General features: G+C 35.9%; 25 protein-coding genes. 4 read left to right on the top strand and 21 right to left on the bottom strand.

The genetic code is table 11. From position 1 onward, the window contains the following. Positions 1-9 precede the first annotated feature (9 nt). The 7 genes from pyk to dnaE form a co-directional block, all read right to left on the bottom strand. Positions 10-1,773: a pyruvate kinase gene (gene pyk / locus DES48_RS07975; RefSeq protein ID WP_113868296.1), complete on the bottom strand. Its 1,764-nt coding sequence runs from the start codon at positions 1,771-1,773 to the stop codon at positions 10-12. 59 nt (positions 1,774-1,832) lie between these two features. Beyond that, on the bottom strand, positions 1,833-2,792 hold the full coding sequence (pfkA, locus tag DES48_RS07970) for a 6-phosphofructokinase (protein WP_079708276.1): 960 nt from the start codon (positions 2,790-2,792) through the stop codon (positions 1,833-1,835). Between the two features lie 255 nt (positions 2,793-3,047). Continuing rightward, positions 3,048-4,001, bottom strand: coding sequence for an acetyl-CoA carboxylase carboxyltransferase subunit alpha (locus DES48_RS07965; RefSeq protein ID WP_079708275.1), 954 nt, complete (start codon positions 3,999-4,001; stop codon positions 3,048-3,050). Next, complete coding sequence (gene accD, locus DES48_RS07960) at positions 3,998-4,861, bottom strand: acetyl-CoA carboxylase, carboxyltransferase subunit beta (RefSeq protein ID WP_113868294.1); 864 nt, start codon at positions 4,859-4,861, stop codon at positions 3,998-4,000. Before accD ends, DES48_RS07965 begins: the two co-directional genes overlap by 4 nt. Positions 4,862-4,897: 36 nt before the next feature. After that, entirely contained in the window at positions 4,898-5,500 is a 603-nt protein-coding gene (locus tag DES48_RS07955; RefSeq protein WP_113868292.1) for a FadR/GntR family transcriptional regulator, read from the bottom strand. 39 nt (positions 5,501-5,539) lie between these two features. After that, complete coding sequence (locus tag DES48_RS07950) at positions 5,540-6,721, bottom strand: NAD(P)-dependent malic enzyme (protein ID WP_281269230.1); 1,182 nt, start codon at positions 6,719-6,721, stop codon at positions 5,540-5,542. Positions 6,722-6,827: 106 nt separating this feature from the next. Next, positions 6,828-10,175: a DNA polymerase III subunit alpha gene (gene dnaE / locus DES48_RS07945; RefSeq protein ID WP_113868288.1), complete on the bottom strand. Its 3,348-nt coding sequence runs from the start codon at positions 10,173-10,175 to the stop codon at positions 6,828-6,830. 203 nt (positions 10,176-10,378) lie between these two features. On the opposite strand from dnaE, the gene ytrH reads away from it, so the two are divergent. Together ytrH and ytrI are read left to right on the top strand one after the other, a co-directional pair. Beyond that, entirely contained in the window at positions 10,379-10,711 is a 333-nt protein-coding gene (gene ytrH / locus DES48_RS07940; protein WP_113868286.1) for a sporulation membrane protein YtrH, read from the top strand. After that, the gene (gene ytrI / locus DES48_RS07935) at positions 10,711-11,214 is read left to right on the top strand and encodes a sporulation membrane protein YtrI (protein ID WP_113868284.1); all 504 of its coding nucleotides are present in this window, start codon (positions 10,711-10,713) and stop codon (positions 11,212-11,214) included. Before ytrH ends, ytrI begins: the two co-directional genes overlap by 1 nt. A 230-nt stretch (positions 11,215-11,444) precedes the next feature. Here ytrI and DES48_RS07930 read toward each other — a convergent pair whose 3' ends face one another. From DES48_RS07930 to DES48_RS07890, 9 genes are all read right to left on the bottom strand, one after another. Then, on the bottom strand, positions 11,445-12,389 hold the full coding sequence (locus DES48_RS07930; RefSeq protein WP_211318481.1) for a DHH family phosphoesterase: 945 nt from the start codon (positions 12,387-12,389) through the stop codon (positions 11,445-11,447). Between the two features lie 16 nt (positions 12,390-12,405). Continuing rightward, positions 12,406-13,722, bottom strand: a complete 1,317-nt coding sequence (locus tag DES48_RS07925) for a DRTGG domain-containing protein (protein WP_113868280.1) — start codon at positions 13,720-13,722, stop codon at positions 12,406-12,408. A 75-nt stretch (positions 13,723-13,797) separates the two neighbouring features. Beyond that, positions 13,798-14,025: a hypothetical protein gene (locus tag DES48_RS07920; RefSeq protein WP_079708266.1), complete on the bottom strand. Its 228-nt coding sequence runs from the start codon at positions 14,023-14,025 to the stop codon at positions 13,798-13,800. Between the two features lie 238 nt (positions 14,026-14,263). Continuing rightward, entirely contained in the window at positions 14,264-14,944 is a 681-nt protein-coding gene (locus tag DES48_RS07915; RefSeq protein WP_079708265.1) for a metal-dependent hydrolase, read from the bottom strand. A 72-nt stretch (positions 14,945-15,016) separates the two neighbouring features. Beyond that, entirely contained in the window at positions 15,017-16,567 is a 1,551-nt protein-coding gene (locus tag DES48_RS07910) for a polyamine aminopropyltransferase (protein ID WP_113868278.1), read from the bottom strand. Between the two features lie 168 nt (positions 16,568-16,735). Then, positions 16,736-17,131 (bottom strand): DUF350 domain-containing protein, encoded by a 396-nt coding sequence (locus DES48_RS07905; RefSeq protein WP_079708263.1) that lies wholly within the window; start codon positions 17,129-17,131, stop codon positions 16,736-16,738. 19 nt (positions 17,132-17,150) lie between these two features. Further along, on the bottom strand, positions 17,151-17,792 hold the full coding sequence (locus tag DES48_RS07900) for a DUF4247 domain-containing protein (protein ID WP_079708262.1): 642 nt from the start codon (positions 17,790-17,792) through the stop codon (positions 17,151-17,153). 117 nt (positions 17,793-17,909) lie between these two features. Beyond that, positions 17,910-18,578 carry a PspA/IM30 family protein gene (locus tag DES48_RS07895; RefSeq protein WP_079708261.1) on the bottom strand — a complete coding sequence of 223 codons (669 nt, stop codon included), beginning with the start codon at positions 18,576-18,578 and terminating at the stop codon, positions 17,910-17,912. 17 nt (positions 18,579-18,595) lie between these two features. Next, entirely contained in the window at positions 18,596-19,105 is a 510-nt protein-coding gene (locus DES48_RS07890) for a DUF4178 domain-containing protein (RefSeq protein WP_079708260.1), read from the bottom strand. A gap of 172 nt (positions 19,106-19,277) precedes the next feature. Between DES48_RS07890 and DES48_RS07885 the strand changes: the two genes are divergently transcribed. Further along, positions 19,278-20,372: a M24 family metallopeptidase gene (locus tag DES48_RS07885; protein WP_113868276.1), complete on the top strand. Its 1,095-nt coding sequence runs from the start codon at positions 19,278-19,280 to the stop codon at positions 20,370-20,372. Positions 20,373-20,429: 57 nt separating this feature from the next. Here the strand turns inward: DES48_RS07885 and DES48_RS07880 are convergent, their stop codons facing one another. Beyond that, positions 20,430-21,185: an SDR family oxidoreductase gene (locus DES48_RS07880; RefSeq protein WP_113868274.1), complete on the bottom strand. Its 756-nt coding sequence runs from the start codon at positions 21,183-21,185 to the stop codon at positions 20,430-20,432. A gap of 180 nt (positions 21,186-21,365) precedes the next feature. Here DES48_RS07880 and DES48_RS07875 point away from each other — a divergent pair, with 180 nt between their 5' ends. Then, positions 21,366-21,812, top strand: coding sequence for a universal stress protein (locus tag DES48_RS07875; protein WP_113868272.1), 447 nt, complete (start codon positions 21,366-21,368; stop codon positions 21,810-21,812). Between the two features lie 184 nt (positions 21,813-21,996). On the opposite strand, the gene DES48_RS07870 is transcribed toward DES48_RS07875, so the two are convergent. From DES48_RS07870 to DES48_RS07855, 4 genes are all read right to left on the bottom strand, one after another. Beyond that, positions 21,997-23,193 (bottom strand): acetate kinase, encoded by a 1,197-nt coding sequence (locus DES48_RS07870; RefSeq protein WP_113868270.1) that lies wholly within the window; start codon positions 23,191-23,193, stop codon positions 21,997-21,999. Positions 23,194-23,323: 130 nt separating this feature from the next. Then, on the bottom strand, positions 23,324-24,313 hold the full coding sequence (locus tag DES48_RS07865) for a class I SAM-dependent methyltransferase (RefSeq protein WP_113868268.1): 990 nt from the start codon (positions 24,311-24,313) through the stop codon (positions 23,324-23,326). A 183-nt stretch (positions 24,314-24,496) separates the two neighbouring features. Next, on the bottom strand, positions 24,497-24,928 hold the full coding sequence (gene ytfJ / locus DES48_RS07860) for a GerW family sporulation protein (protein ID WP_079708254.1): 432 nt from the start codon (positions 24,926-24,928) through the stop codon (positions 24,497-24,499). 29 nt (positions 24,929-24,957) lie between these two features. Further along, positions 24,958-25,527, bottom strand: a complete 570-nt coding sequence (locus DES48_RS07855) for a DUF2953 domain-containing protein (RefSeq protein ID WP_113868266.1) — start codon at positions 25,525-25,527, stop codon at positions 24,958-24,960. Positions 25,528-25,636 lie beyond the last annotated feature (109 nt).

Here is a 25,636-nt window from a genome sequence, read left to right as displayed (position 1 = left end):
TCATCTTAATTATAGAATACTTGCATGACCTTCGTAAATGTCACCTTTTTTTGCATCAATTGTAATTTCTGAACCATCTTTCACGATATTCATTGCTTTTTTTACACCGACAACGACTGGAATGCCTAAATCTAACGCTACTAAAGCAGCGTGTGAGGTTAGCCCACCTTCTTCAGTAATAATACCACTTGCTTTTTCAAGAGCAGACATCATATCTTTATCTGTACCATAAGTGACCAAAATGTCGCCTTCTGACATTTTTTCATTTGCTTCTTCAGCATTTTTAGCTAAAACAGCTTTACCGAAAGAGCTTCCTTTTCCAACACCCTGACCGTCAGCGAGTACATCGCCAATCACGTGAATCTTCATGAGGTTCGTTGTTCCACTTTCGCCTACAGGTACACCTGCAGTGATAATTACACGGTCACCTCGTTTGAAGTATCCTGTCGATAGACCACGTTGAATCGCAAGGTCAAGGACATCATCTGTAGAATATGCTAATGTTCCTTTAATCGTTTGTACACCCCAAACTAAAGCAAGACGGCGTGTAATGCGTTCATCAAACGTTAATGCAATAATTGGTGCTTCTGGACGATATTTTGAGATCATACGAGCAGTGTGACCACTTACTGTTGGCGTTAAAATCGCATCTACGTTTAAGTTCATAGCAGAGTGATTTACCGATTGACTAATCGCATCTGTAATTGTCACATCACTAGATTTAGACAGGTTATCTAAAACAGACGCATGATCAAGACTAGTTTCAGCTTTTGTAGCAATATTACTCATTGTTTGGACCGCTTCAACAGGGTAATCACCTGCAGCTGTTTCGCCTGATAACATAATGGCATCTGTACCATCAAAAATCGCATTAGCAACGTCAGAAGCTTCCGCACGAGTTGGTCGTGGGTTACGTTGCATCGAATCTAACATTTGTGTAGCTGTAATAACTGGCTTACCAGCAACATTACATTTATGGATCATTTCTTTTTGAACAAGCGGTACATCTTCAGGTGGAATTTCCACTCCTAGATCCCCACGAGCTACCATTAATCCATCACTAACTTGCAAGATAGCGTCTAAGTTGTCGACACCTTCTTGATTTTCAATTTTTGGTATAATTTGAATATGAGATGCATTATTTTCATCTAATAATTCTTTAATTTCTAAGACGTCTGAAGCACGACGCACAAAGGAAGCAGCAATAAAATCAACTTCTTGTTCAATACCAAATTTAATATCTGCTGCATCTTTATCTGTAATTCCTGGTAAATTAACACTTACATATGGTACATTGACACCTTTTTTATTTTTAAGGATACCTGAGTTTAACGCTTTTGTCTTTAATTCATTTTTGTCTTTAAGAATTTCTTCTACTTCTAATTCAATTAAACCGTCATCTAAAAGAATTTTTGATCCTGGATGTACGTCATTAATTAATTCAGGATACGTTACTGCAAATTTTTCTGTAGTTCCAAGTACACTCTCATCCATAGAAACATTAATGTTATTTCCTTTAATAATTTCTACAGCGCCATCTTCCATTACACCAGTTCTGATTTCTGGTCCTTTGGTGTCCAATAGAATAGCTACTGTCTTACCAGTTTTCTCTGCAGCTTCACGAATATTTTTAATACGCTGACCATGCTCTTCGAAATCTCCGTGAGAAAAATTAAGCCTAGCCACATTCATTCCGGCTTCAATTAATTGGACTAATTTTTCTACGGATTCAGATGCTGGTCCAATCGTACTTACAATCTTTGTTCTTCTCATAATTTTATTTCCTCCTTGAGTAATCCAAGTGTACTACACTTGATAAAAATCGTCTAAATTTAAATTGATAATTCATTTGCTAAATTAACCATGTTCATGTCAAGTTCATGTTTGTGTGTAAGTACTTGTGTAATTTCATGATCCACTAATTCATTGTTTTGAATACCTACCATACGTCCAGCTTTTCCTTCCATAAGAAGATCAACTGCCTTTGCACCTAATCGACTTGCTAATACTCGATCTTGGCCAGTAGGTCGCCCGCCACGTTGAATGTGACCTAACACAGTAACTCTTGTTTCCATTGCAGTAGACTCTTGTATTTTTTCACCAAGGTCCATCCCTTTTCCTACACCTTCTGCTAAAACAATAATACTATGTTTCTTACCGCGTTCATGTCCACGTTTTAATCGATCAATAACCATATCAAAGTCATGCGGTTTTTCTGGGATTAGAATACTCTCTGCTCCGTCTGCTAAACCAGCCCAAAGCGCTAAATCTCCAGCATCTCGTCCCATTACCTCTATCACATATGTACGTTCATGCGAAGTCGCTGTATCTCTAATCTTATCAATTGCATCAATAATTGTATTTAGAGCTGTATCAAATCCAATAGTAAAGTCAGTTCCTGGTATATCATTATCAATTGTACCTGGAACTCCGATACAAGGGTAGCCTTTCTCTGTCAGCTTCACTGCCCCTTGGAATGAGCCATCTCCACCTATAACAATAAGCCCTTCGATACCAAATTTGTTTAATTGCTCGATCGCAACTTTTTGTCCTTCTTCTGTTTTAAATTTTTCTGATCGTGCTGAATATAACATCGTGCCGCCGCGTTGAATAATATCTCCTACTGAACCAATTTCGAGCTTTTCAATGTTACCCTCCATCAAACCTTGATACCCATTATAAATACCATATACTTCGATACCATGGAAGATTGCTTTTCGAACGACAGCTCGTATAGCAGCATTCATACCTGGAGCATCTCCACCGCTAGTTAATACACCTATCTTTTTCATTTTGTCACCTCTTCTATGTTAGTTCTCATACTCCATTATAAACCTATCTCTTTTCATAATAAATATAATCACTGATTATTTCAATTAAGATTATACATGAAAGAGTGAATAATCACACCCGTAAATATGACAATTTAGTTGCTATTTTTGTCAGGGAGGGTTATTTTATGCAAATCAAATAAAATTATAGTGGTAAAAATCCTCAATTATTAATTATAACATAAATAAGGGATGAGCAAAGGTTGCTATCATCCCTCATTCATCCATGGATCCGATATTTTTATATTTTTGCCATCTTCCTTCGATTAATGCATCCTTATCCATTTGAACCAGCGTAGCTAATGATTGTTCAATTTGTTTATCAATTTCTTTCGCTTGTGCTTGCATGTCCCGATGTGCTCCACCACGAGGTTCTGAAATAACTTGATCAATAATTTCTAATTCTTTTAGATCTCTGGCAGTGATTTTCATCGATTCAGCAGCCTCTTTAGCAAATTTAGCATCTTTCCAAAGGATACTTGCACCGCCTTCAGGTGAGATTACCGAATAAGTGGAATTCTCTAACATAAAGATTTGATCAGCAACACCAATCCCTAAAGCTCCACCACTTCCACCTTCACCAATTACGATAGAAATAATCGGTACTTGCAATGATGCCATTTCCATTAAATTACGTGCAATTGCTTCTCCTTGGCCTCTCTCTTCAGCTGCTTTACCAGGATGAGCACCTTTTGTATCAATAAACGTAATAATTGGTCGATTAAATTTTGCTGCTAACTTCATTTGTCTCAATGCTTTTCGATACCCTTCAGGATGGGGACTGCCAAAATTACGATAGATATTGTCTTTGGTATTTTTACCTCGTTGATGCCCAATAATTGTGACGGGATTCCCTTGATATTTCGCAATACCAGTAACAATAGCTGGATCATCTCCAAATAAGCGATCCCCATGTAATTCGATAAAACCGGTAAATATCTCATTTACATAGTCTAATGTAGTTGGTCGCTTTCCATGCCTGGCAATTTGAACTCTTTCCCATGAATTTAAATTACTGTATATATCAACTTCTAATTTCTCTAATCTCTTTTCTAACGTGCTTATCTCATTTGACAGATCCATTTCGCTACCTTCTGTCAATCTTTTTAATTCGCTTATTTTTTCCTTTAATTCAACAATTGGTTTTTCAAATTCTAATACTTGATTCAAGTTTGATCGCCCCCAACTTGGTGCATCTCTAGTACAACCGAGAGTGTTTTCTTCAAATCATGACGAGAAATAACTTTATCTACTTGACCGTGTTCTAATTGAAATTCTGCAGTTTGAAAGTCCTTAGGCAACTTTTCCCTAATCGTCTGTTCGATAATTCTTCTGCCCGCAAAACCAATTAATGCACCAGGCTCCGCAAAATGATAATCTCCGATAGAAGCAAAGCTTGCTGACACCCCGCCTGTTGTAGGATTTGTCATGACAACAATCATACAACCGCCAGCTTGATTAAAACGATCTACTGCAATAGATGTTTTAGCCATTTGCATTAAGCTTATCATACCTTCTTGCATTCTAGCGCCACCGGAAGCAGTAAAGATAATGATTGGTAACTGTAATTCTTTTGCTCGCTCAATCGCTCGAGCAATTTTTTCTCCAACTATGGCTCCCATACTAGCCATTCGAAATCGCGCGTCCATTACTGCAATAGCTGTTGGCGAACCGTTAATTTCTCCTTTTCCTGTAACAACCGCTTCTTTTAAACCAGTTTTTTCTTTATCTTTTTCTAATTTTTCCTCATATCCAGGAAACGCTAAAGGATTTTTTGATGTTAACTCTTTATCCCATTCTTCAAATGTTTGCTCATCCATTAGATGTTCAATTCGCTCATATGCTCCTAATTTATGATGATGACCACATTCTGGGCATACATTCAGTTGTTTTTTCCATTCTTTTTGATAAAAGATTTTTTGGCAACTTTCACATTTTTGCATTAATCCATGTGGAATATCTTGTTTTGCTTTTTCACTAGGGATTGATGCATATTTTTTCTTTTTCGTAAATGGGTTTTTAAATGCCAAGGATAATTCCTCCTAATCCAGCAATTTCTGTATAAATTATTTCTCATATAAATCTTCAATAATTTCAATAGTATTATGTTTAAATATATAAATTAAATCTTGATAAAATTCTTTATTATATTGTATGAAATCTGTATGATGTGAGAAATCCATTAGGAAATGCCACAATTTTTGTAATAATGGATGTTCAATATTTTTAAAAACTACTTGAAAGAAAAGATAATGGTGATCGGTATCAAATGTAGTTTCTTCAGTAAAAAGTTGCAACCATTGCTCAGAAACAAGTTGACGTGTCTGTTTAAAAGCAAGCTTTAGGGCTTCTTTCTCAACCAGGCGTCTTAGATCACCCACTTCTTCTACTGTATGCTGCTCTTGCAGTATAAAGCTTGACAGAACTCGAACCGTACTTAGTGATTGATATTCACGAAGAAACGTACCTTCTCCTTGTCTCGTTTCTATTAGACCTAACAGTTCGATAGCACGCAAAGCTTCTCGCACAGATGATCTTCCTACCCCTAATTGTTCAGCAAATTCACGTTCAGATGGTAGTTTATCTCCAGGCTGTAGCTGTTTATCATTAATAAAATGTTTAAGCTTGTCTAATACACTTTCATATGCTTTTTGCTTAGCTAGCGACACTGATTGTTGGCCACTCCTTTACATGTATTAAAAACCTTTTTAAATTTTTCTAGCCACACCTGTTTCTATAGCTGCTCTAGCGACCGCTTTAGCAACAGCAGGAGCAACTCGTTCATCAAATGGATTCGGAATCACATAATCCTCATGTAAATCATTCTCATCAATTAAAGTAGCTATCGCTTTTACTGCAGCTACTTTCATCTCCTCATTGATATCTGATGCTTGTACATCCAAAGCACCTCTAAAAATCCCAGGAAAAGCGAGCACATTATTAACTTGGTTTTGGTAATCCGATCTTCCAGTACCTACGATTCTAGCACCTGCTTGTTTAGCTAGTGCTGGCTCAATTTCAGGATCAGGATTAGCCATAGCAAATACTATTGCGTCTTCATTCATTGATTCGATCATTTCAGAAGTAACTAAGTTCCCTAGTGATACACCGATAAATACATCCGTACCTTCAATAACTGTTGCTAAGTTACCACTTTTTTTATTCACGTTTGTGTACGTAGCAATTTCTTCTTTTATTTCATTCATGCCTATTTCTCTACCTTGATAGATAGCACCTTTTGAATCACATAAAATAATGTCTTTGACACCAAAGTAGTGTAATAGTTGCACAATAGCAACACCAGCTGCCCCCGCGCCATTGACAACAACTTTAATAGAATGGAATGTTTTATTGACTAATTTAAGTGCATTAAATAGCCCAGCAAGTGTAACAATTGCTGTTCCGTGCTGATCATCATGAAAAACCGGAATATCTAACGCCTGTTTTAAAGCTTTTTCAATAGTAAAGCAGTTAGGAGCTGCAATATCCTCTAAATTAACTCCACCAAAAGTAGGGGCTAACAATTTTACTGTTTGAATAATAGTATCTACGTTCTGTGTAGCCAGACATATTGGAAAAGCATCAACATTAGCGAAGTTTTTAAACAGCACTGCTTTTCCTTCCATTACTGGCAGCGCAGCTTGGGAACCTATATTTCCTAACCCTAATACGGCCGAACCATCGGTAACTACCGCAACCATATTAGACTTCATGGTATAGGTATATGCCAAATCAGCCTCATTGGCAATTGCTCTACAAGGCTCTGCCACTCCTGGAGAATAAGCAAGGCTTAGATCTTCTTGATTAGAAATGTCGACTTTAGAATGCACCGTCAATTTACCTTGAAAATCTTGATGCATAGCTAATGCTTTTTCATTTAACGTAGACACATGAAACTCCCCTTCTTGACACATGATTTATTATCATTACTTGTCTGGTCAGACCAATAACCCATTCTATTATAGCAGATCGTCCATACGTGTAAAGTTTGAGCAATTAGGTTTCATTATGCTGCTTGATAACCACATTACTTTTTCCAAATATGTTATTTAGAGTTTGTATACAGCCTCGTTCGATCTTTAAATTATAAGAAGAAGCTAGTTGGTAGGTCTGATCCGTTCGACTATGATAAATAATTACTGCTGCGCTACCTGGATACTGCTCTGCTAACTGATTAAGATGTGAAAGTGCTTGTTGCTCGTTCTCTGCTTCTAGTTTAATATAGATTCTCGCTAATGCTTTCTTTTCTAGTGATGCCATGTCGAGTTGCTCAACTTCATTGATGATAAATTGTAGTTTACCATTACGTCCTTCGACCTTACCGGTCATAGCTACTAGTAACTCTTCACTCAACCATGGTTTTATTTCTCGGAATAGATTTGGAAAGATAACTGCTTCTAACTCAACGGATTCATCAGCAATGGTTAAGAAAGCCATCTGATCGCCTCGTTTCGTTCTTATGACTTTGATACTTTGAATAATGGCAACTATTTGTTGCTTATTTTTATTAACCAATGTTTTCACTTTGGCTAACGTTACAAATCCATGTTTACGCAATGATTTTCGATATTTCTGCAATGGATGGCTAGAAATATATATACCTATTAAGTCTTTTTCATACTTTAATTGTTGCAAATCGGAAAAAGGTTTAACTTGCACATAATTGATATCTAACTCTAACTCATCTTGAAATAAAGATGACTGATCATCAAACTCATTAAAAAGTTCTGCTTGCTCCATGGCACGGTCTATTGTAGCAAGTAATGAAGCGCGATCAGAAAATAATGCATCAAATGCACCAGCCAAGATCAATGATTCTATCACAGAACGATTAATTATTTTTAGTGAGACACGCATGCAAAAATCAAATAAACTTCGAAAAGAACCATTTTTCCTTATCTCTATGATATGGTTAATTGCTTGATGACCAACACCTTTAATCGCCCAAAGGCCAACCCGAATTTGATTTGCTTCTACATGAAATTTTCCAAAACTTTTATTAATTGATGGTGGTAACAGTGATAATCCAAATGTTTGTGCTTCATTCGTATATATCCTCACTTTATCTTGTTGTCCAGCCACACTAGAAAGGATTTCGGCAAAAAAATTAGCAGCATGGTGCGCTTTTAAAAAGGCTAATTGATAGGAGATCTTACTATATGCAACCGCGTGACTACGATTAAAACCATAATTTGAGAAACGTACGATCCAATCAAAAACGTCGGTTGCGACTTTTCGATCGTATCCATTTCTTACACAACCATCTAAAAATGTTTGTTCTAATTGCTTAATTTCATTTTCATTCTTTTTACTCACAGCTCTTCGTAAAAGGTCCGCTTGACCTAGTGAGAAACCCGCTAGTTGATTGGCAATTTGCATGATTTGTTCTTGGTAAACTAATACACCATAGGTAGATTGTAAGATCGGTTGCAAATCTGGGTGCGGATACGTTACTTGTTCCTTTCCATGTTTACGATTGATATAGGTAGAAATAAACGCCATTGGACCAGGTCGATAAAGTGCATTAACAGCAACAATATCTTCAAATGTTGTCGGATGTAGTTGTTGTAATACACCTTGCATCCCTTGGGACTCTAGTTGAAAAATACCATTTGTCTTCGCATGCTGTAACAATTCAAAGGTACGTTTATCATGTAAAGGTAAATGATGAATATCTAAATCATCTTTCGTAGATTTTTTTATTGACTGAAGTATCCGTTCAATTAAGGTCAAATTACGAAGCCCCAGAAAATCCATTTTTAATAACCCAATTGTTTCAACGTCTTTCATTGCAAATTGCGTTAAATAAATCGATTCATGACTAGCTGTGAGCGCTACACGATTGACTAAAGGTTCTTCACTTATAATAATACCTGCTGCATGCGTAGATAAATGTCTAGGTAAACCTTCTAATTTAGTTGCAACAGTGAAAAATTGTTGCAGTTTTGGCGATGTTTTGATGTAGTCTCTTAGTAATGTAGAGCCTTTGACACTCTCAACTACTGATTTTGATGAATGACTTGGAATCTCTTTTAAGATAAACGCTAAATCCTCTGGTGAAATCTCCATTACCTTTGCTAGCTCTCTAATAGTCGATCGTGTAGCAAATGTACCAAAAGTACCAATTTGGGCAACATGATCTTGACCATATTTTTGTTGCACATAGGCAATCACTTCATCTCGACGAGTGTCGGAAAAATCAATATCGATATCTGGCATGGAAATTCGCTCTGGATTGAGAAAACGTTCAAACAAAAGCTGATATTTTATCGGGTCTATTTCTGTTATATTCAATAAATACGCAACCAGAGAGCCTGCTGCTGAACCTCGTCCAGGGCCAACCATAATGTTGTTATTTTTCGCATATTGTACAAAATCCCACACAATTAAAAAATAATCACTAAATCCCATATTTGTAATAACCTGCAACTCATGATTCATACGATTTCTTACCACTTGATTGGCATCCGGATATTTATTTTTTAAAGCCCGTTCACACAATTCACTTAAATAACTACTTGCTGTGTGCCCAGACTCCAACGGATATTTTGGTAGCGCATGTACATGTAGCTCTAGCGAAATGTTACATGTATTAGCAAGTTGATTCGTCTCTTCAATTAGTTCAGACCAATCTTGAAACCAATGATGCATCTCTTCTGATGTGGCAAAATGTTGGTCATTATTATCTTGATTTTGCTGCATACTTGTCCAAGTAGTTCCTTGATCCATTGCCCTTAAACAACGATAGGCCTGTTGGTCTTCTTGTCTTAAATACCGAACATCTTGGATGGCAATTGCTTGATTTGGTAGCTGCTTTACTATTTGCTTAAGAATTGGAAACGAAAGCCGTTGTTTTCGGTCAACACCAATACATACCTCTTTATGAAGTAGTTGATTCCAATTATTAAGGTAGTTCTTGATTAAAGCTTCCTCACCTGTTTGTAAAAAAGAAGCAATAGGAGAGCTTGTAATTGGTAAAATCACATGCACATGCTCTGTGTAACCAGCTAATTCTGGCAATGATAGGGATGTTTCACCTGCTACATTAAGTGCTGTACTTAGTTTCAATAGGTCTTGATACCCTTGATTATTCTTTGCTAGTACTGTAATTGGAGTGGTACCACCAGTTTCTTCTGTGACATAAACAATCATACCGATAATAGGTTTAATTCCCGCTTCTATAGCTAGCTGATAAAATTGAACAGCACCGTGTAGTACTTGTTCATCTGTTAGAGCAACAGCTTGTATATTGTATTGTTTAGCTTGCTCAATTAACTCTTTTAATTTAACAGTACTTTTCAAAAAGCTGTAACCGCTTCGTACGAATAAATGAGAAAATGTCAATCTATTACCTTCTTTCTCTCCTCCACTATGCTTGTCTCATATTATAGCTGATTTCCTATTAAGTTGAAAATCAATAACATACGTGGATCAAGCCCATCATATAATTTATCTAGAAGTAGCATTTGTCGATCCATAAAAATGTTAGTTCCGTTATGAGTGTAAACGCACAAGGTGATTTTTTCAATTAAAGGAGTTATAGACCAATGGAAGAGCGTTTCCTTGCAACAATGATACAGTGTTATTTTATTGCGCTTGGCGTTGTGATCGGCGGTGCTTTTATCGGCAGTATTGGCGCTTTCGCAACAGGCGAACCCCCAATGACAATGATGGGAAGAATTGCGAAAAGTTTACGTATTTGGGCAATTGTTGCAGCAATCGGCGGCACCTTTGATGCTATATCTAACTTTGAGCGAGGCATCCTGGAAGGATCTACTTTAGATATGATAAAACAAATTATCATTATTATTACAGCAATGGGTGGTGTACAAACAGCTCTATTAGTTATTGAATGGTTAATACAAGAGGAGATTGACTGATGCACATACCTCCTTATTATAAAAAAGAAAGTTGGCAACGTTTTTTAGCAGGAACTTTTGTTGGAGCAATTATTGCGTTTGTGGTTTTTATGTATATGTATGGACAATTGTATGAAGGCTGGGTTGAAGAAAACTTAGAATTGCGCTCGCAATTAAGCGATAGTAAAGCAAAATACAAAGCATTAGAAGAGAGTAATAAAGAATTGGATCAACGATATCAAAAGCAAGCAACCATTTCTTCGATACAAATACATATTTCAAATAGTGAACAACTTGATTTAGATCCACTCATTATTAGAGAATTCGAGGAAGCTATTAAGAATGAAATAGAAGACGCTATAGGACAAGAAATTGAACGTATATCCGAAAGTTATTCATTCGTAATACGATCAATCGAAAATAAAGTATTTAGTATTGATGGTTTCGCTTATCAAGCAAAGGTAGATCACCTATTTATTATGGAAACATTAGAGATTCATGTTACCCTTAAACTAGCGAACTAACATTAAGATTTCAAGGAAATGTTTGTATCGTATAAATGATAAAAAGCAACGTGGGTCAGGGTCAGTGAAGGAGGCTGGGACAAAAGAGTAAATGAACAAGAAAAATCCGAACATTAACGTGTGAAAATATGACGCTTTGGCAAAATGCTTCGCTTTCCACGGGCACAGCCTCCCCTCACTTCTACCCTACTTGACTTATTTGTATACAACATTTTAGTTGTAGTTAATCATTAAAAAGCTTGGCAGACTTTCTCCAATTCATTGATGACTGCTTCGCTATCTTTCCAATCATAAATCGTTGCCCCCGAGGCTAAAGGGTGACCTCCACCGTTAAATTCAGCTGCAATTTCATTGATGACTGGTCCTTTTGACCGTAAGCGAACTCGAATTAAATCACCTTCCTCTACGAAGATGACCCAAGCTTTAATCCCTTCAATATCGCCTAGGACACCTACTAATTTACTTGTTTGTTCAGATGTTAAGTCATACCTTTTTAGTATATCTTTTGTTATTTTAATGGCACTTACACCATTGGGAGTTACAGTGAAATTCTGTAAAATGTACCCTTTTAAATGGGCAATATTTTCTGATGTTTTATAGAGATCATTGTATAATTGTGGTCGATCAAACTCATAGCTTACTAATTCAGCTGCATAACGAAATGTTTTTTCTGTAGTGCTAGGGAATAAGAAACGTCCTGTATCGCCAATTATACCAGCATATAAAAATTTCGCTACCTCCGATGTTAGTTGTAGCCCTTGATGGGATTCATTCTTAACGAGTTCATAAATCATTTCACTTGTTGAACTAGCTTCTGTGTTTACCCAAGAAATATCACCATAACTGTCCACTTCAGGATGATGATCGATTTTAATCACTTCTTTTGCTTGTACATAACGTTGGTCTGAAATTCTTGCTTTATTTGCTGTATCACAAATTATCACTAACGCATCTTGATAATAATCATCTGGAATATCTTCAGTAATAGCCAAGAACGCTAGCCCAGGATCATCATCACCAACAACGAAAACTTCTTTTTCAGGAAAACTAGCTTGAATAATTTTTGCTAATCCGATTTGTGAACCATATGCATCAGGATCTGGTCGAACATGTCGATGAATAATGATACACTTATAAGCTTTAATTTTTGCTACAATCTGTTCAGTTAATTTCATCCTCAAACTCTCTCCTCTAGTAACGGTCGATTAATTGTGCAATTAATATTGCCTTACCTACAATATCTTTCTCATTAAAAACTTCAATATCAATTTTGGCTGATTTGCGTCCAATTTCAAGTAAACGTGGTCGAATATCTAATTTATGGTCAAGTTGTACTGGTTTGATAAAATACGTAGAAATATTTTCGACAACAATATCACTTTTTTTCAATTGTCGAATCAAACGACTCCCAGCTTCTGAAATAAAAGATACAAGTACACCATTAGATAAAGTTCCTAAAGCATTTGTCATTTGGGGAGTAACTTCCGAACGAAGGATCATATCGTGCGGATCATCCGAAACAACCGATAGTCGATTTGTAACAATGTCATCAATTGTTTCACCAACTTGGGGTTGCCTTTGTACATGTTGTAACGCTTTTAACACATCCTGTCTAGAAATTAAACCAACTAACTTATTATGATTATCAACTACAGGCATAATTTCTATCCCTTCCCATACCATCATATGAGCGGCATAAGCGAGTGAGGTTTCTTCTAAAACTGTCATTGGATTTTTGGTCATGACTCGATCAATCGTTATATTTCGATTTTTGCCAATCACATCTTTAGAAGTAACAATACCAATAACCTTATTTTGCTCATCAACAACTGGATATCGGCTATGCTTCGTATGTTCATTTAATTGATACCATTTATCTAACACATCTTTTCCTGAAACAAAATAAGTGTCATCGTATGTAGTAAAGATATCACCAACTAGTACAATCTCTTTTTTAATTAATTGGTCGTAAATTGCGCGATTAATCATGGCAGCTACCGTAAATGTATCATAACTTGTAGAAATAATCGGTAGCTGCTTTTCATCTGCTAAGCGTTTAACATGGTCTTCTGTATCAAATCCACCTGTAATTAAAACTGCCGCTCCTTCATTAATGGCTAATTCATGAGCTTCGACACGATTACCCACGATTAATAATGAATCTTTTTCTGTGTAACGCATCATTGCTTCAAGCTTCATTGCTCCAATGACAAACTTATGTAATGTTTTATGTAGTCCTTCTCTACCACCTAATACTTGTCCATCAACAATTCCTACAATTTCAGCAAATGTAAGATGCTCAAAATTTTCCTTTTTCTTCTGTTCAATTCGAATAGTACCAACACGTTCAATTGTGCTTACCAATCCTTGATTTTCCGCCTGTTTAATCGCTCGATAAGCAGTTCCCTCACTTACGTTAAGTTCTTTTGCAATCTGTCTTACCGAGATTTTATTTCCTACCTTGAGTGATTCAATGAATAGAAGAATCTGTTCATGTTTTGTAGCCAAGGCCCTTCACCATTCTTTCTATCTGTACTAATATTTATTCTTTAAGTGTTATTATACAGATAAGTAGCTTTTGTATCAATTTTTCATTCTTTGCGGAACTTTTTCTGCCATAATAGAACGTTCTGGTTGGTAGTTAATTTTTAATATAATCGCTAAATTACCACCCACCACTAAGGTAAACAATACCAACCAACTAAACCAAAACAAGTGTGCTAATCCTACAGAATGAGCGTGCAGCGAAGGAAAAGCCATATATAACAAAAAACCTGCCAATAGTATTCGCAACCATGCATATTGCTTCAATTATTAAACCCCCTGATCATTCATTTATAACTAGTTTATGAGACCCTGTATGGGAACATGTCTTTTAATCTATAAGGTGTTTTGGGAACTAGTGTTTTAAATAGACAGGATATAGAACGAACTACAAATGATCATTTATCATTTGTAGTTCGTTCTTATCTTGATGAGATGTTGTTGTAACTGAAGATTTACTTATTGACTCTATCTTTGTTTTGATCTAGTTTAGTTTTGTTGGAATTTAATATTCGAAAGATTCTCCTGGCTCCAATGCTATACCTTTCCCAGGAGTGACATTAGCAGCAAACGCTTTTCCGTCTTGTTCAATGAGCGGGAATGTATTGTAATGAACTGGGACGACATAAGAAGCATCAATCCATTTAGCAGCTATTAAAGCATCTTCTGGCCCCATCGTAAAATTATCACCGATCGGTAAAAAGGCTACATCAATATCATTCATCTCCCCAATCATTTTCATATCAGAGAACAACCCTGTATCTCCAGCATGATAAATGGTTTTACCTTCCGCTTTAAATAAGATACCTGCTGGCATTCCAGAATAGATACCATTCCCTTCTTCATCGTAAAACATCGAACCATGAAAGGCTTGTGTTAATTTGACTGTACCAAAGTCAAATGTATGGGCACCGCCAATATGTAGCGGATGTGTCTGAAGGCCTCTGCTTTCAAGATATTGTGCCAATTCATTTGGTGCAACCACTAATGCATTAGTTCGTTTAGCTATAGGTATCGTGTCACCAACGTGATCATTATGTCCATGCGTAAGCAAGATTACATCTGGATTAACTTCATCTACATCCAAATCACATCTTTCATGACCTGTAATAAATGGATCAATTAAAATCGTATGTGTTTCCGTTTTTATTTGTACAACTGATTGTCCATGATAAGATAGTTTCACTGTTACAGTCTCCTTTCGATATTCTACATTCCTTTAGCTTTACCCACTTTTTAAGTGTATTAAAAGTATGAATTAATAATATTTCCATGATCGCTCATAGATTTGAATTAACCTTGGATCAATTAATGTGTTCGGTTTGATAGCAATTTGCTTCCCATTCTCTACAATGTCTTCATCCGTGTCTTTACCGAATTTGGCTAATGAAGGTAACAAGTCAGCAGTTAAAAAATTGGTTTTGACCTCTATTTCTAATTGATTCAAATTGATTTCGTTTCTACTTGCCATAACAAACCCCCAATTGCCGAAACTTGGAATGTCTACATGCAAATTCGCTACTTGTAAATCATTAGACTCAATTGTTTCTGAAATAGTCCAATACACTTCAGTTGCAAAGTACGGGCTCGTTGCTTGTACCATCATCGCACCATTTAATTCCATATGATTACGAGCTAATGCATAAAATTCTTTCGTATATAATTTGTTTAAACTTTCATCATTTGGATCTGGTAAATCAATAATAATAACATCGAAAATTTTCTCTGTCTCTTCTAAATATTGATAAGCATCTTGATGCTTGATATGTACTTTTTCATTTTGCAGAGAATGTTTATTTAGTGCTAATAGTTTCTCATTCTCATTGGCCAGGTCTACAACAGCTGGGTCTAAGTCTACTAGTGTAATATTTTTCACATCATCATATTTGAGAACTTCTTTCGCAGCTATTCCATCTCCGCCACCTAATATAAGTACATTTTCAATTGATTCTGCTTGTGCCATGGTTGGATGAACCAATGTTTCATGATAACGATGCTCATCAATCGAACTTAGCTGTAATCCACCATTTAAGTAAAACCTTACATCATCCTCATTTTGGGTCAATACAATCTTTTGATATTGACTTTCTTCCATATGAATAATTGGATCCTTATATAATTTCTGTTCAAACGAAAAAGCCATTTCTTCGCCAAAAAGTAAACCTAACAGTAAAGAGATACCAATAACAATAGCCACAAGTAAATGAGTAGTAAAACGCTTGACTTCTTTTCTAAACATAATCAGAACGATGATCGCTACAATCAAATTGATACAACCAACTAAAAAAGCAGTTTTGACCATGCCTAATTGCGGGCGTAAGAAAAAAGCAAATAACATCCCACCAACAAGTCCCCCAGCATAATCAGAAAACAGCACTCTTGCAGTGCTTCGATTTAAAGAAACGCCTATCTCGTTTGCCTTTCGAATTAAAATCGGTAGTTCTACCCCAGTTAATCCCCCAATGGTTAACGTTATAATATATAAAAATAAGGCATCTGTTCCTGCCGGTGAAAAAGCAGTAATACCAAACATCACAAAACTTGAAAAACCACCGATTAAAGCAACAAAAAATTCTATGTAAATAAAAGCAATAATTAAATTTTTTAACACACGTTCACTTATACTTGCTCCAATTCCCATCCCGGTTAAGAATAAAGAAATGGTTAATGTGTATTGTTTTACCCCATCACCTAGAATGTAAGAGCCTAACGCTCCAAAAAGCACTTCAAACACAATCCCACAAATAGATACAATACCGGATGCCCAATAAATAAAATTACTTTGTCGAACTGCTAAACGATTCAATATACTTCACTCCATCAACCATCATTTTAAAAACTGCATTTTCTCAATTTTTTTGAGTATTGCCATATCTATCTTACCCTTGGTTATATTTAAAATAGAAAGGCCTAACTTAATGTGTAAAAAAGAAGATCTGACTATTGAGCCAGACCTTCCGCTTTAACGTGTCTTTACTTATGTAATAGAAGCACCAATTACAAAAGCTAAGCCTAGTGATACCGCAAAAGAGATAATACCAACTGCCATATTGTTTTCTTTTACTTTTTGTTGAACAGAGAATTTTCTTGTGAATAATTCAAACAAGACATAGGCAATCATTTGTAAAATGACTCCATATCCACCCCATATTACTGTCTCCCAGATAGTGACGCTATGATAAATCGCAAACGCCAGAATAATACAAATACCAACGATTTTTCCCGCAACAGATAAGGCTACTGCTTGATTATCATTAGCGATTTCTTCCCAATCTTTGTATTTTGTTGTGATCCATTCAAAAATTACCAAACCAATTAACACGACAATGATCGCTAGTAAAAAATAAGTGAATGTTAAAATAAATGCATTCATTGAAATTCCTCCTTCAATATTATTTTCCGGCGCTCGGGCCGCCACCTCTTGTAGAAAACATTCCTCTATTGGTGCGATTGGTCGTTACATCGCCACCAAATGAAGTTCTTCCTGTTGTATACCCACCATAACAACCTCCATTAGAACAATAGGACTGTCTACTTCGTGCCCAATTATCTGCTGACAACATGCGATTTATTAATGCAAAAGCAAAAAAGTGATTAAGATAATTAGGAGAATAATTATTTCGTACAAACGTGTCTGATGCAACTTCCATCAGTACCACTTGGTTATCTTCTTCACTTTCTTTAAATGTGACAAAGTAATTTGGATAAACTAACATTCGTTCATTATTGTATTTCTCACTTTGTTGTTCTGGTTGTAATACGTTTGCTACTTCTGTTACCGCTTCATCTACAGTAAATTGTCTTGTTGCATAAACATTAGCTTCTGATGAATCACTAACTACGGTATCCAATTTATAAAATGTATTTGCAAGTAATGTTTCAACATTTGCAGCATTAGAAGTTTGTAATTGCGTAATCAATTCTGCTTGTGATTGCTCTGACGGGATTTCATCTACTGATGCAGGTTCTGTTTCACCACAAGCTGTCAGCACAAAGATTGCCAGCAAACTTAATAACAAAAGCCATTTTTTCATGTTCCATATAACCCCCTTTCACCTTAGAAGCTGACTATCAACATTATGTAGCATACAAAAATTCATAGGAGAAGCCTCTGTAACGTGTTATTACAGAGGCTACTTCAACATTACCTATTATTCTTTACCCATTTTCTTTTTCAATGCCGCTAGTTCATCATCTACATGATTATTTTCTAAATCTTCAAACTCATCATCTAATGAACGACTTTCTGCTGACATATCGTCACTAGTATCCGCTTCTGCTTCGTACTGTAAAACTTTTTCTTCCATGCGAGAGAATCCTTGTCTTGACTCATCACTGCCGATAGAAGACATGGTACGATTAATTTTCGTTCTTGTTTTAGCCGATTCCGCGCGAGCTTTCAGTGAATCTTTTTTCAATTTCATTTCTTGATATTCTTTTTTCATTTCATCTAACTTTTTACGTAACTGCTCGGAATCTTGTTTTGCCCGTTCCCAAGATTCTTTTAAGGTTTCTACTTGTTGCGCATGCTCTTGTTTATCTTCTAATGCACGTCTTGCCAAATCTTCATTACCTGCTTCTATCGCTTTTTCTGCTTGTGATTGACGTTTGTCAACCATTGCTTGCGCATCATCATATTTACGTTTTAACATTTTTTCATTAGCGATTTGTTTTGCTACTGCACTCTCTGCTTCACGGATATCTGATTCCATGTCCCGCATAAATTGATCAAGCATTTTCACTGGATCTTCTGCTTTATCCAATAGAGTATTTAATTCTGAACTTACGACAGTTTTGACACGATTAAAAAATTTAAACATAGTGTGTTTCCTCCTTGTTAATTAGAACCTGCAATTATTTTTAACTCAAACTCTTCAATCTCATAACCTATACTTGCTTCTACTTCGCTTCCCCAATCTTCTAAACTAAGAAATTTTTCTTCAGAATCATCATAGTATTCAGCATAGGTCATCAATCTACCATTAATATTACGACTTCTTCCTTCTCCAACGACACGAGCTTCTCCTTGTTCATCTAAGTAAAACGTCTGGCCTTCGTGTTCAAGTTGTTTTGGAAATGGTTTTTGCACAGATAGTGGGATCGTTTTATAAATACCCAATTCTAACGCATCATCCATTTCTACTGATAACCAGATTGTATTTCTACCCTCTAGAAGCTGGTAGCTAATCCATTCATATGATCCCTGACGATACGTAATCTTACCAACAACTTCATAATCGGCAAGATCATATTCAATGATATCTCCCACTTCAATCGATAATGGATCCCTTTCTTTCACTTCTGACTTCTTCTCTTTTTTTTGAAAAAGCTTAGAGAATATTCCCATTGACGCACCTCTCTCTAACTTTTGTAGTAATATTTACGTAAAACCAAACAAATGGTTTCATTTTTTAAAAATTATTTTCTAATTTTACTTTAACATATTTCGATGCAAGAGATAAGTAAAAGGATAGTTGATTTGTTATACTTGATTTAGAAAAAAAGAAAGGTGGATTAGAATGGAACAATCTAAAAGCGTACAACAAACGTTAGCGAACCAAAATTTTGAGAGTATATTTTTAACTTCTACAGCTAATGTATTTTATACAACAAATTTTTATACAGATCCGCATGAGCGATTAGTAGGCGTTTATTTTCATGAACAAACCGCGCCAGTTCTTATTGTGCCTAGTCTAGAAAAACAAGATGCCATTCAAGCTGGATGGACGGGGGATATCATTAGTTATCAAGATCATGAAAAACCTTGGGAACTTTTTTATCATTATTTAGAGAAAAATGATACTATTCCTAAAACGATGGCAATTGAAAAAGAGCACATGACCGTGGATCGCCTAGAAAGTATTCAAGCTAACTTTCCTAACCTAACATTACATAATGGCAGTCAATTTATGTACGACAGTAGAATGATAAAAACAGCTGAAGAATATAAAATTTTAAAACAAGCAGCTAAACTAGCAGATTATGGTGTGGAAATTGGTGTGCAAGCAATTAAAGAAGGAAAATCCGAGTTAGAAATTGTTGCTGAAATTGAATACCAACTTAAAAAACAAGGTGTTCAAGAAATGGCTTTCTCTACTATGGTATTAACTGGCGAGAAAACCGCTTCGCCACACGGTAATCCTTCATTAGACACGATTAAACCTGGTGACATGGTATTATTTGATTTAGGTGTGGTTTACCAAGGATACTGTTCTGATATTACTCGTACGGTTGCTTATAAATATGCATCCGATGAACAGAAGAAAATTTATCAGACGGTATTAGAAGCACAAGAAAAAGCGATCAAAGCTGCAAAATTAGGAGTAGCTTTAGGACAGTTGGATCAAGTTGCTCGTGGTCATATTGAAACAGCAGGGTTTGGAGAATATTTCACCCATCGACTTGGACACGGGATTGGTATTGACGTGCACGAATTTCCATCATTAACTGCAACCAATGACTTACCTTTAGCATCAGGTATGTGTTTCACTATAGAACCAGGTATTTACGTACCTAATGTAGCAGGTGTCCGTATTGAAGACCAAATTTTTATTACTGAAACAGAAACAAAAGTATTGAATCGTTATCCAAAAACGTTACAAATTATTGAATAATCATAACAAATCCTCTAGCTTTTCATTCCTAAAAGTTAGAGGATTATTTTATTTGATTTACTTAAGATGTCGATGAATTACATCTAATCCACCCGTTATTTCAAATACCGTTCCTGTTATCATATCTGAATCATTTTCACAGAGAAATAGAATGGATCGTGCGATATCTTCACCAGTAGCTGATCGTCCAATTGGTGTGTTTGTGTCGTGAATATTTCTACTTGCTTCAATGGTAGCTTCTTTCATGTCACCTGTGCTATTTCCTGGGCATACCATGTTAGATGTTATCCCATATTCAGCCTCTTCGTAAGCGATCGTTTTTGTTAGCGAAACTAGCCCAACTTTAGCAGCAGCAAAAGCTGATCGATAAATCCAACCAGCTGCTGTATTAGCCCCTTGAAATCCATAATTAATAATTCGACCAAATCGTTGTTGACGCATGGCCGGAATTGTTAATTTTAATAGATGGAATACAGCGTCAAGATTCCCCTTTTGCATTAGGTTCCACTCTTCTTCAGAATAATCCACTAACTTTTTCCGTTCAAAAATATAAGGGCCTGCATTGTTAATTAAATAATCGATCGTACCAAATCGCTTATTAGCTTCATGCACCGCCTTCTCCAAATCTGTCTTTTTTGTTACATCCGCTTGGATGACGTGTATTTTATCTATTGTATAGTGTGATTCTAATTCTTTCACTTTTGAATGATCGGATCGATAGGTTATTGTTACGTTGTGTCCAGCTCGAAGAAAATATTCGGTGACCTGACGACCTAGTCCTTTACTTCCAGCAGTTATAAACGCATGGCCCATATATAAGCTCCCTTCTTATCTAGATACTGACACAACTATCGTACACGATTCGTTGGTCGATTTCTAATCATTTGAAAGTAATAATAAATTATTTTTTAAAAATGTATTACTAGATCACTTGTTAGAAACAGAGACTGATATGGTATAATAAAGATAACTTAACGAAAAGGGAGTGCTTATATGCCAAGTGAATACCAACATATCGTAGTCGCAGTAGATGGCTCTAAAGCTTCCGAAAATGCATTTCAAAAAGCTATTGCGATTGCTAAACGAAATGATGCACAATTAATCGTTGCACATGTACTTGATACAAAAACCGTATCTAGTGTGGAAGCGTATGATCAATCATTAGTGAATCGGTCAGAAGTATACGCTAAAACATTACTTGAAGATTACTACAACCAAGCGGTTCATGCAGGCGTTTCAAAAGTAGAGACCAACATCGATTATGGTTCACCAAAAGTTCGTATCCCTAAATATGTCGCTCCGGCTTATCAAGCAGATTTAATCGTATGTGGAGCAACAGGCTTAAATGCTGTGGAACGATTCTTAATTGGTAGTGTTTCTGAAAACATCACGAGACACGCAACTTGTGACGTTTTAGTAGTTCGTTCAGTAGAAGAATAAAATTACTGTTATCCCTATTCGTTTTAATAAAAAGATAATTAGGATAAAGGGCTCAACACTACTCATTTATGAGCCCTTTTAATTTTGAATATAGGACATCCGTACTATCTCTATACCACAAATATAAACCGACCTTTTCTTAAATAAAGGTCGGTTTATATATAGTACTATTCGTATGTCGTAATTATTGTTCATTTAACCCTAAACGTTGTACGTCACGTGCAATCATAACTTCTTCGTTTGTTGGGATAACGATAACTTTTACCGGTGAATGCGGGTAGTTAACAAACGCTTCTTTTCCTCGGACATCGTTAAGTGCTGGATCCCAATAGACACCCATAAATTCTAACCCTTCCAATACACGCTCTCTTACTTCTTTACTGTTTTCACCAACGCCGGCTGTGAAAACAATTGCATCTACGCCGTGCATTTTAGAAGCATAAGAACCGATATATTGGTGGATACGTTCTGCGAAGATCTTAAGAGCTAACTCTGCACGATCATCCCCATTTTCAGCTTTTTCTTGGATATCTCTTAAATCACTAGAGAAACCGGATAAAGCTAACATACCGCTCTCTTTGTTAAGTACTTGAAGCACTTCATTTACTGTTTTACCCGTTTTTTCCATAATATACGGAATTAAAGCAGGGTCAATATTACCAGAACGCGTACCCATTGTTACACCAGCTAATGGAGTAAAGCCCATTGATGTATCAATTGATTTTCCGTTCTCAATCGCAGCAATACTTGCTCCATTACCCAAGTGACAAGTAATTAAACGTAATTTATCTAATGGTGCGTTCATTAAATCTGCTGCTCGTTCTGAAACATATTTATGAGATGTTCCGTGGAAACCATATTTACGAATGCCATATTTCTCATAATATTCATAAGGTAAACTATATAGATAAGATTGCTCAGGCATCGTTTGGTGAAATGCTGTATCAAATACCGCTACAGCCGGTACATTTGGTAGGATTTCTTTAAATGCACGAATACCAGTCAAGTTAGCAGGATTATGTAACGGTGCTAATTCTGATACTTCTTCAATTTCTCTGATTACTTCATCAGTTACAAGTACAGAATCACTAAATTTCTCTCCACCGTGAACGACACGATGTCCGATACCATCTATTTCATCAAGTGATTTAATCACACCAGATGCTTGTAATTTTTCTAGTAATAATTTAACTGCTACTTCATGATTAGGAATATCAGTTGTTACCTTATCTTCTGTATCTCCATATTCTAATTTAAACACAGAATCATTAATTCCGATTCGCTCTACTAGTCCTTTTGCTAATTCGTTTTCTTCTGGCATTTCAATTAATTGAAATTTTAATGAAGAACTACCAGCGTTAATTGCTAATACATTACTCAAACTAATTCATCCCTTTCAATTGGCTATTAAACGTTTTTTCACGTGCCTATTTCTATTGTAAACAAGTCAGTTGACAGATTGCAACACGAACCTACGATGTTACCGTTTTCTTCATAAAGTTTTAATTTTTCTAATAATTATACCCTTCTTCTTTGAACCATTTGTTTATTTTTTCAACAACTTGCAATGTTGAACGTGGATCTTTAAAAGAAGGTAATTGCGCGATTAATGCTTGTTTAGGCGCTTTCGCTGCTTGTCCTTTTTTCTGTAGAATCAAGATACTTTTTGCCTGTTTTTCAGATGTAAACATACTAGTTGGTAGCTGCAGCAATCCAACAATGTGTGCATGTTTTTGTAAATACACATGCAATTTATTAGACTGATCACTATCAAATAAAAAGTTAGGTATGACAAAGATTGAAAAACCTGCTTCTTTCGTGTAATGAAGACTTTGTTCAATAAACAAATGATGTGCATAAGCATGGCCTTCTGGTGCACGTAGTTCAAAAGATTGCGCTCGAAAATCATCCGGATAATAGCCAACTGGTAAATCCGCAACGACAAAATCTACTGGTTCTAATAGAAATGGTTGCAGGCTATCCTGATGAAATAGTTCAATTTCAGTTTTTTGTAAATTTGCGTTAAGTAGCCCTAACTGAATTAACGTACTATCCACTTCACTACCATAGGCTTGTACATTCGTTTGTAATTGATTCATTACCGCGGTTAATAAATTTCCGGATCCGAATGCGGGATCAAATATGCGAATATCTTTACGATTTCCAACTAGATTATTTACTATGTACCCCATAAACATAGCAACTGTATCAGGCGTTATAAGATGCTGTTGTTGTGTAGCCCCTCGCATTCCTTTTAAAGTTGCTAGCTGTATAATCTTTCGAATCGTTTCTTTGTCCAACGTATCAAATTGTATTTTAGCTATATTTTTTCTCACGAATTTCTTGGTCGGTTCAGATAGTTCTTCGTTCGGCATTTTTGAAAATGCGCATTCCAATGCTACTACCAAACTATCTAAATAAGTCATACTTTCGTTCTGCTCAATTGTCTCTGTTATCTCATTGATTAGGTTAAAATATTGCTCTACATTCTTTTGTTCCATCTATCTCCCTGCCTTTCTTTTACATAAAACACGTTATGAGTTTCAACATTCTCTATATGAGGTAGAAAACGAATAATATATCCATTATGAAATTGACTTATGCTCTACTTACTTGCTATTTAACTATGTAAAAAAAGAATGCCAACAATATTATGAAGGCATTCTAGGCAGATGTCTAGCATTTTAATCGCTTGTTTCTTTTCCTTTTTGGTTATTGGAAAGGATTTCTTTCACTTTATCAAGTGCTTGCGGTGCAACTTCAACCATCTTCTCATATAAATTAGCATTCTGATGGAGGTGAATCATTTGTACACCTTGTTTATTTGCGACTAAAAAACCGATAGGTGTAATGGTTACTCCGCCACCACTCCCTCCACCGAATGGATATGATTGTTCTGATTCATCACTGCTCTGATCACTATCACTTTTGCTATTTACTTGTCCAAACTCACTACCACCTGCAGCAAATCCAAATCCTACCTTTGATACCGTGATAATGGTACTTCCATCTGGGGATTGAATGGGTTCACCAATAATTGTATTTACATCTACAATTTGCTTCAGATTTTCCATCGCTGTCGTCATAAGTCCTTCAATTGGATGGCTATTAGTCATTATGCATGTCTCCTTTTTGATGATATAAACTATCCAGTCGACTTGTTTATTTTTCGTAATGTACGCATAGCTTGCCCTAAACGGATAGAAAAGATACACGCACATGTTGATTGAAAAACTGCTTCATTAAAGTGAGTAGCAATATCAAAATTTGGTCTTGTATCGAGATAAAAAAAATGATCTACGGCTGCCAGCAAGCCACCTTTTATTGACCATAAAGCTCCTGTCACCATACCTGTTGTTGCAGCATCCTCTAATCCAATTATCGTATGCCATTGAAAAGATTCTACTCTCACTTTTTTAAACTGTTGAAATATCGATTCACCCCCAATTTTACTATTCCTTTTTTTATTAATTACGTTTTTCAATGATTCTACTGTTTCTTTCCAGACTTCCTCTTCTTGCTGTAAGAACTCAAAATCGCTATCAAATTTTTTATCATATGTTATAACCGGTATACCTGCAATATTTCCTTTAATAAATACGGTTATTTCATCTTCATAAGCGAAGTTGCAGTATATTTTCACAGGTAAAAGAAGGAAGAGCAAAAGTAATAATAGTAGAAATATAATAGCAACGATACCAATGGCTATGAACATAACACGCCCTCCTTCATTACTATTAGTATAGGAAAAAAGTTTTTTTCTAAACCAATTTCATTGTGTTTATTCGTCTATGAAGTCGGTTATAAATGAATAACTATATTTT

Source organism: Paraliobacillus ryukyuensis, assembly GCF_003315295.1.
In the GTDB taxonomy this organism is placed as follows: Bacteria; Bacillota; Bacilli; order Bacillales; family Amphibacillaceae; genus Paraliobacillus; species Paraliobacillus ryukyuensis.
This window is presented reverse-complemented; position numbering and strand designations above follow the sequence as displayed.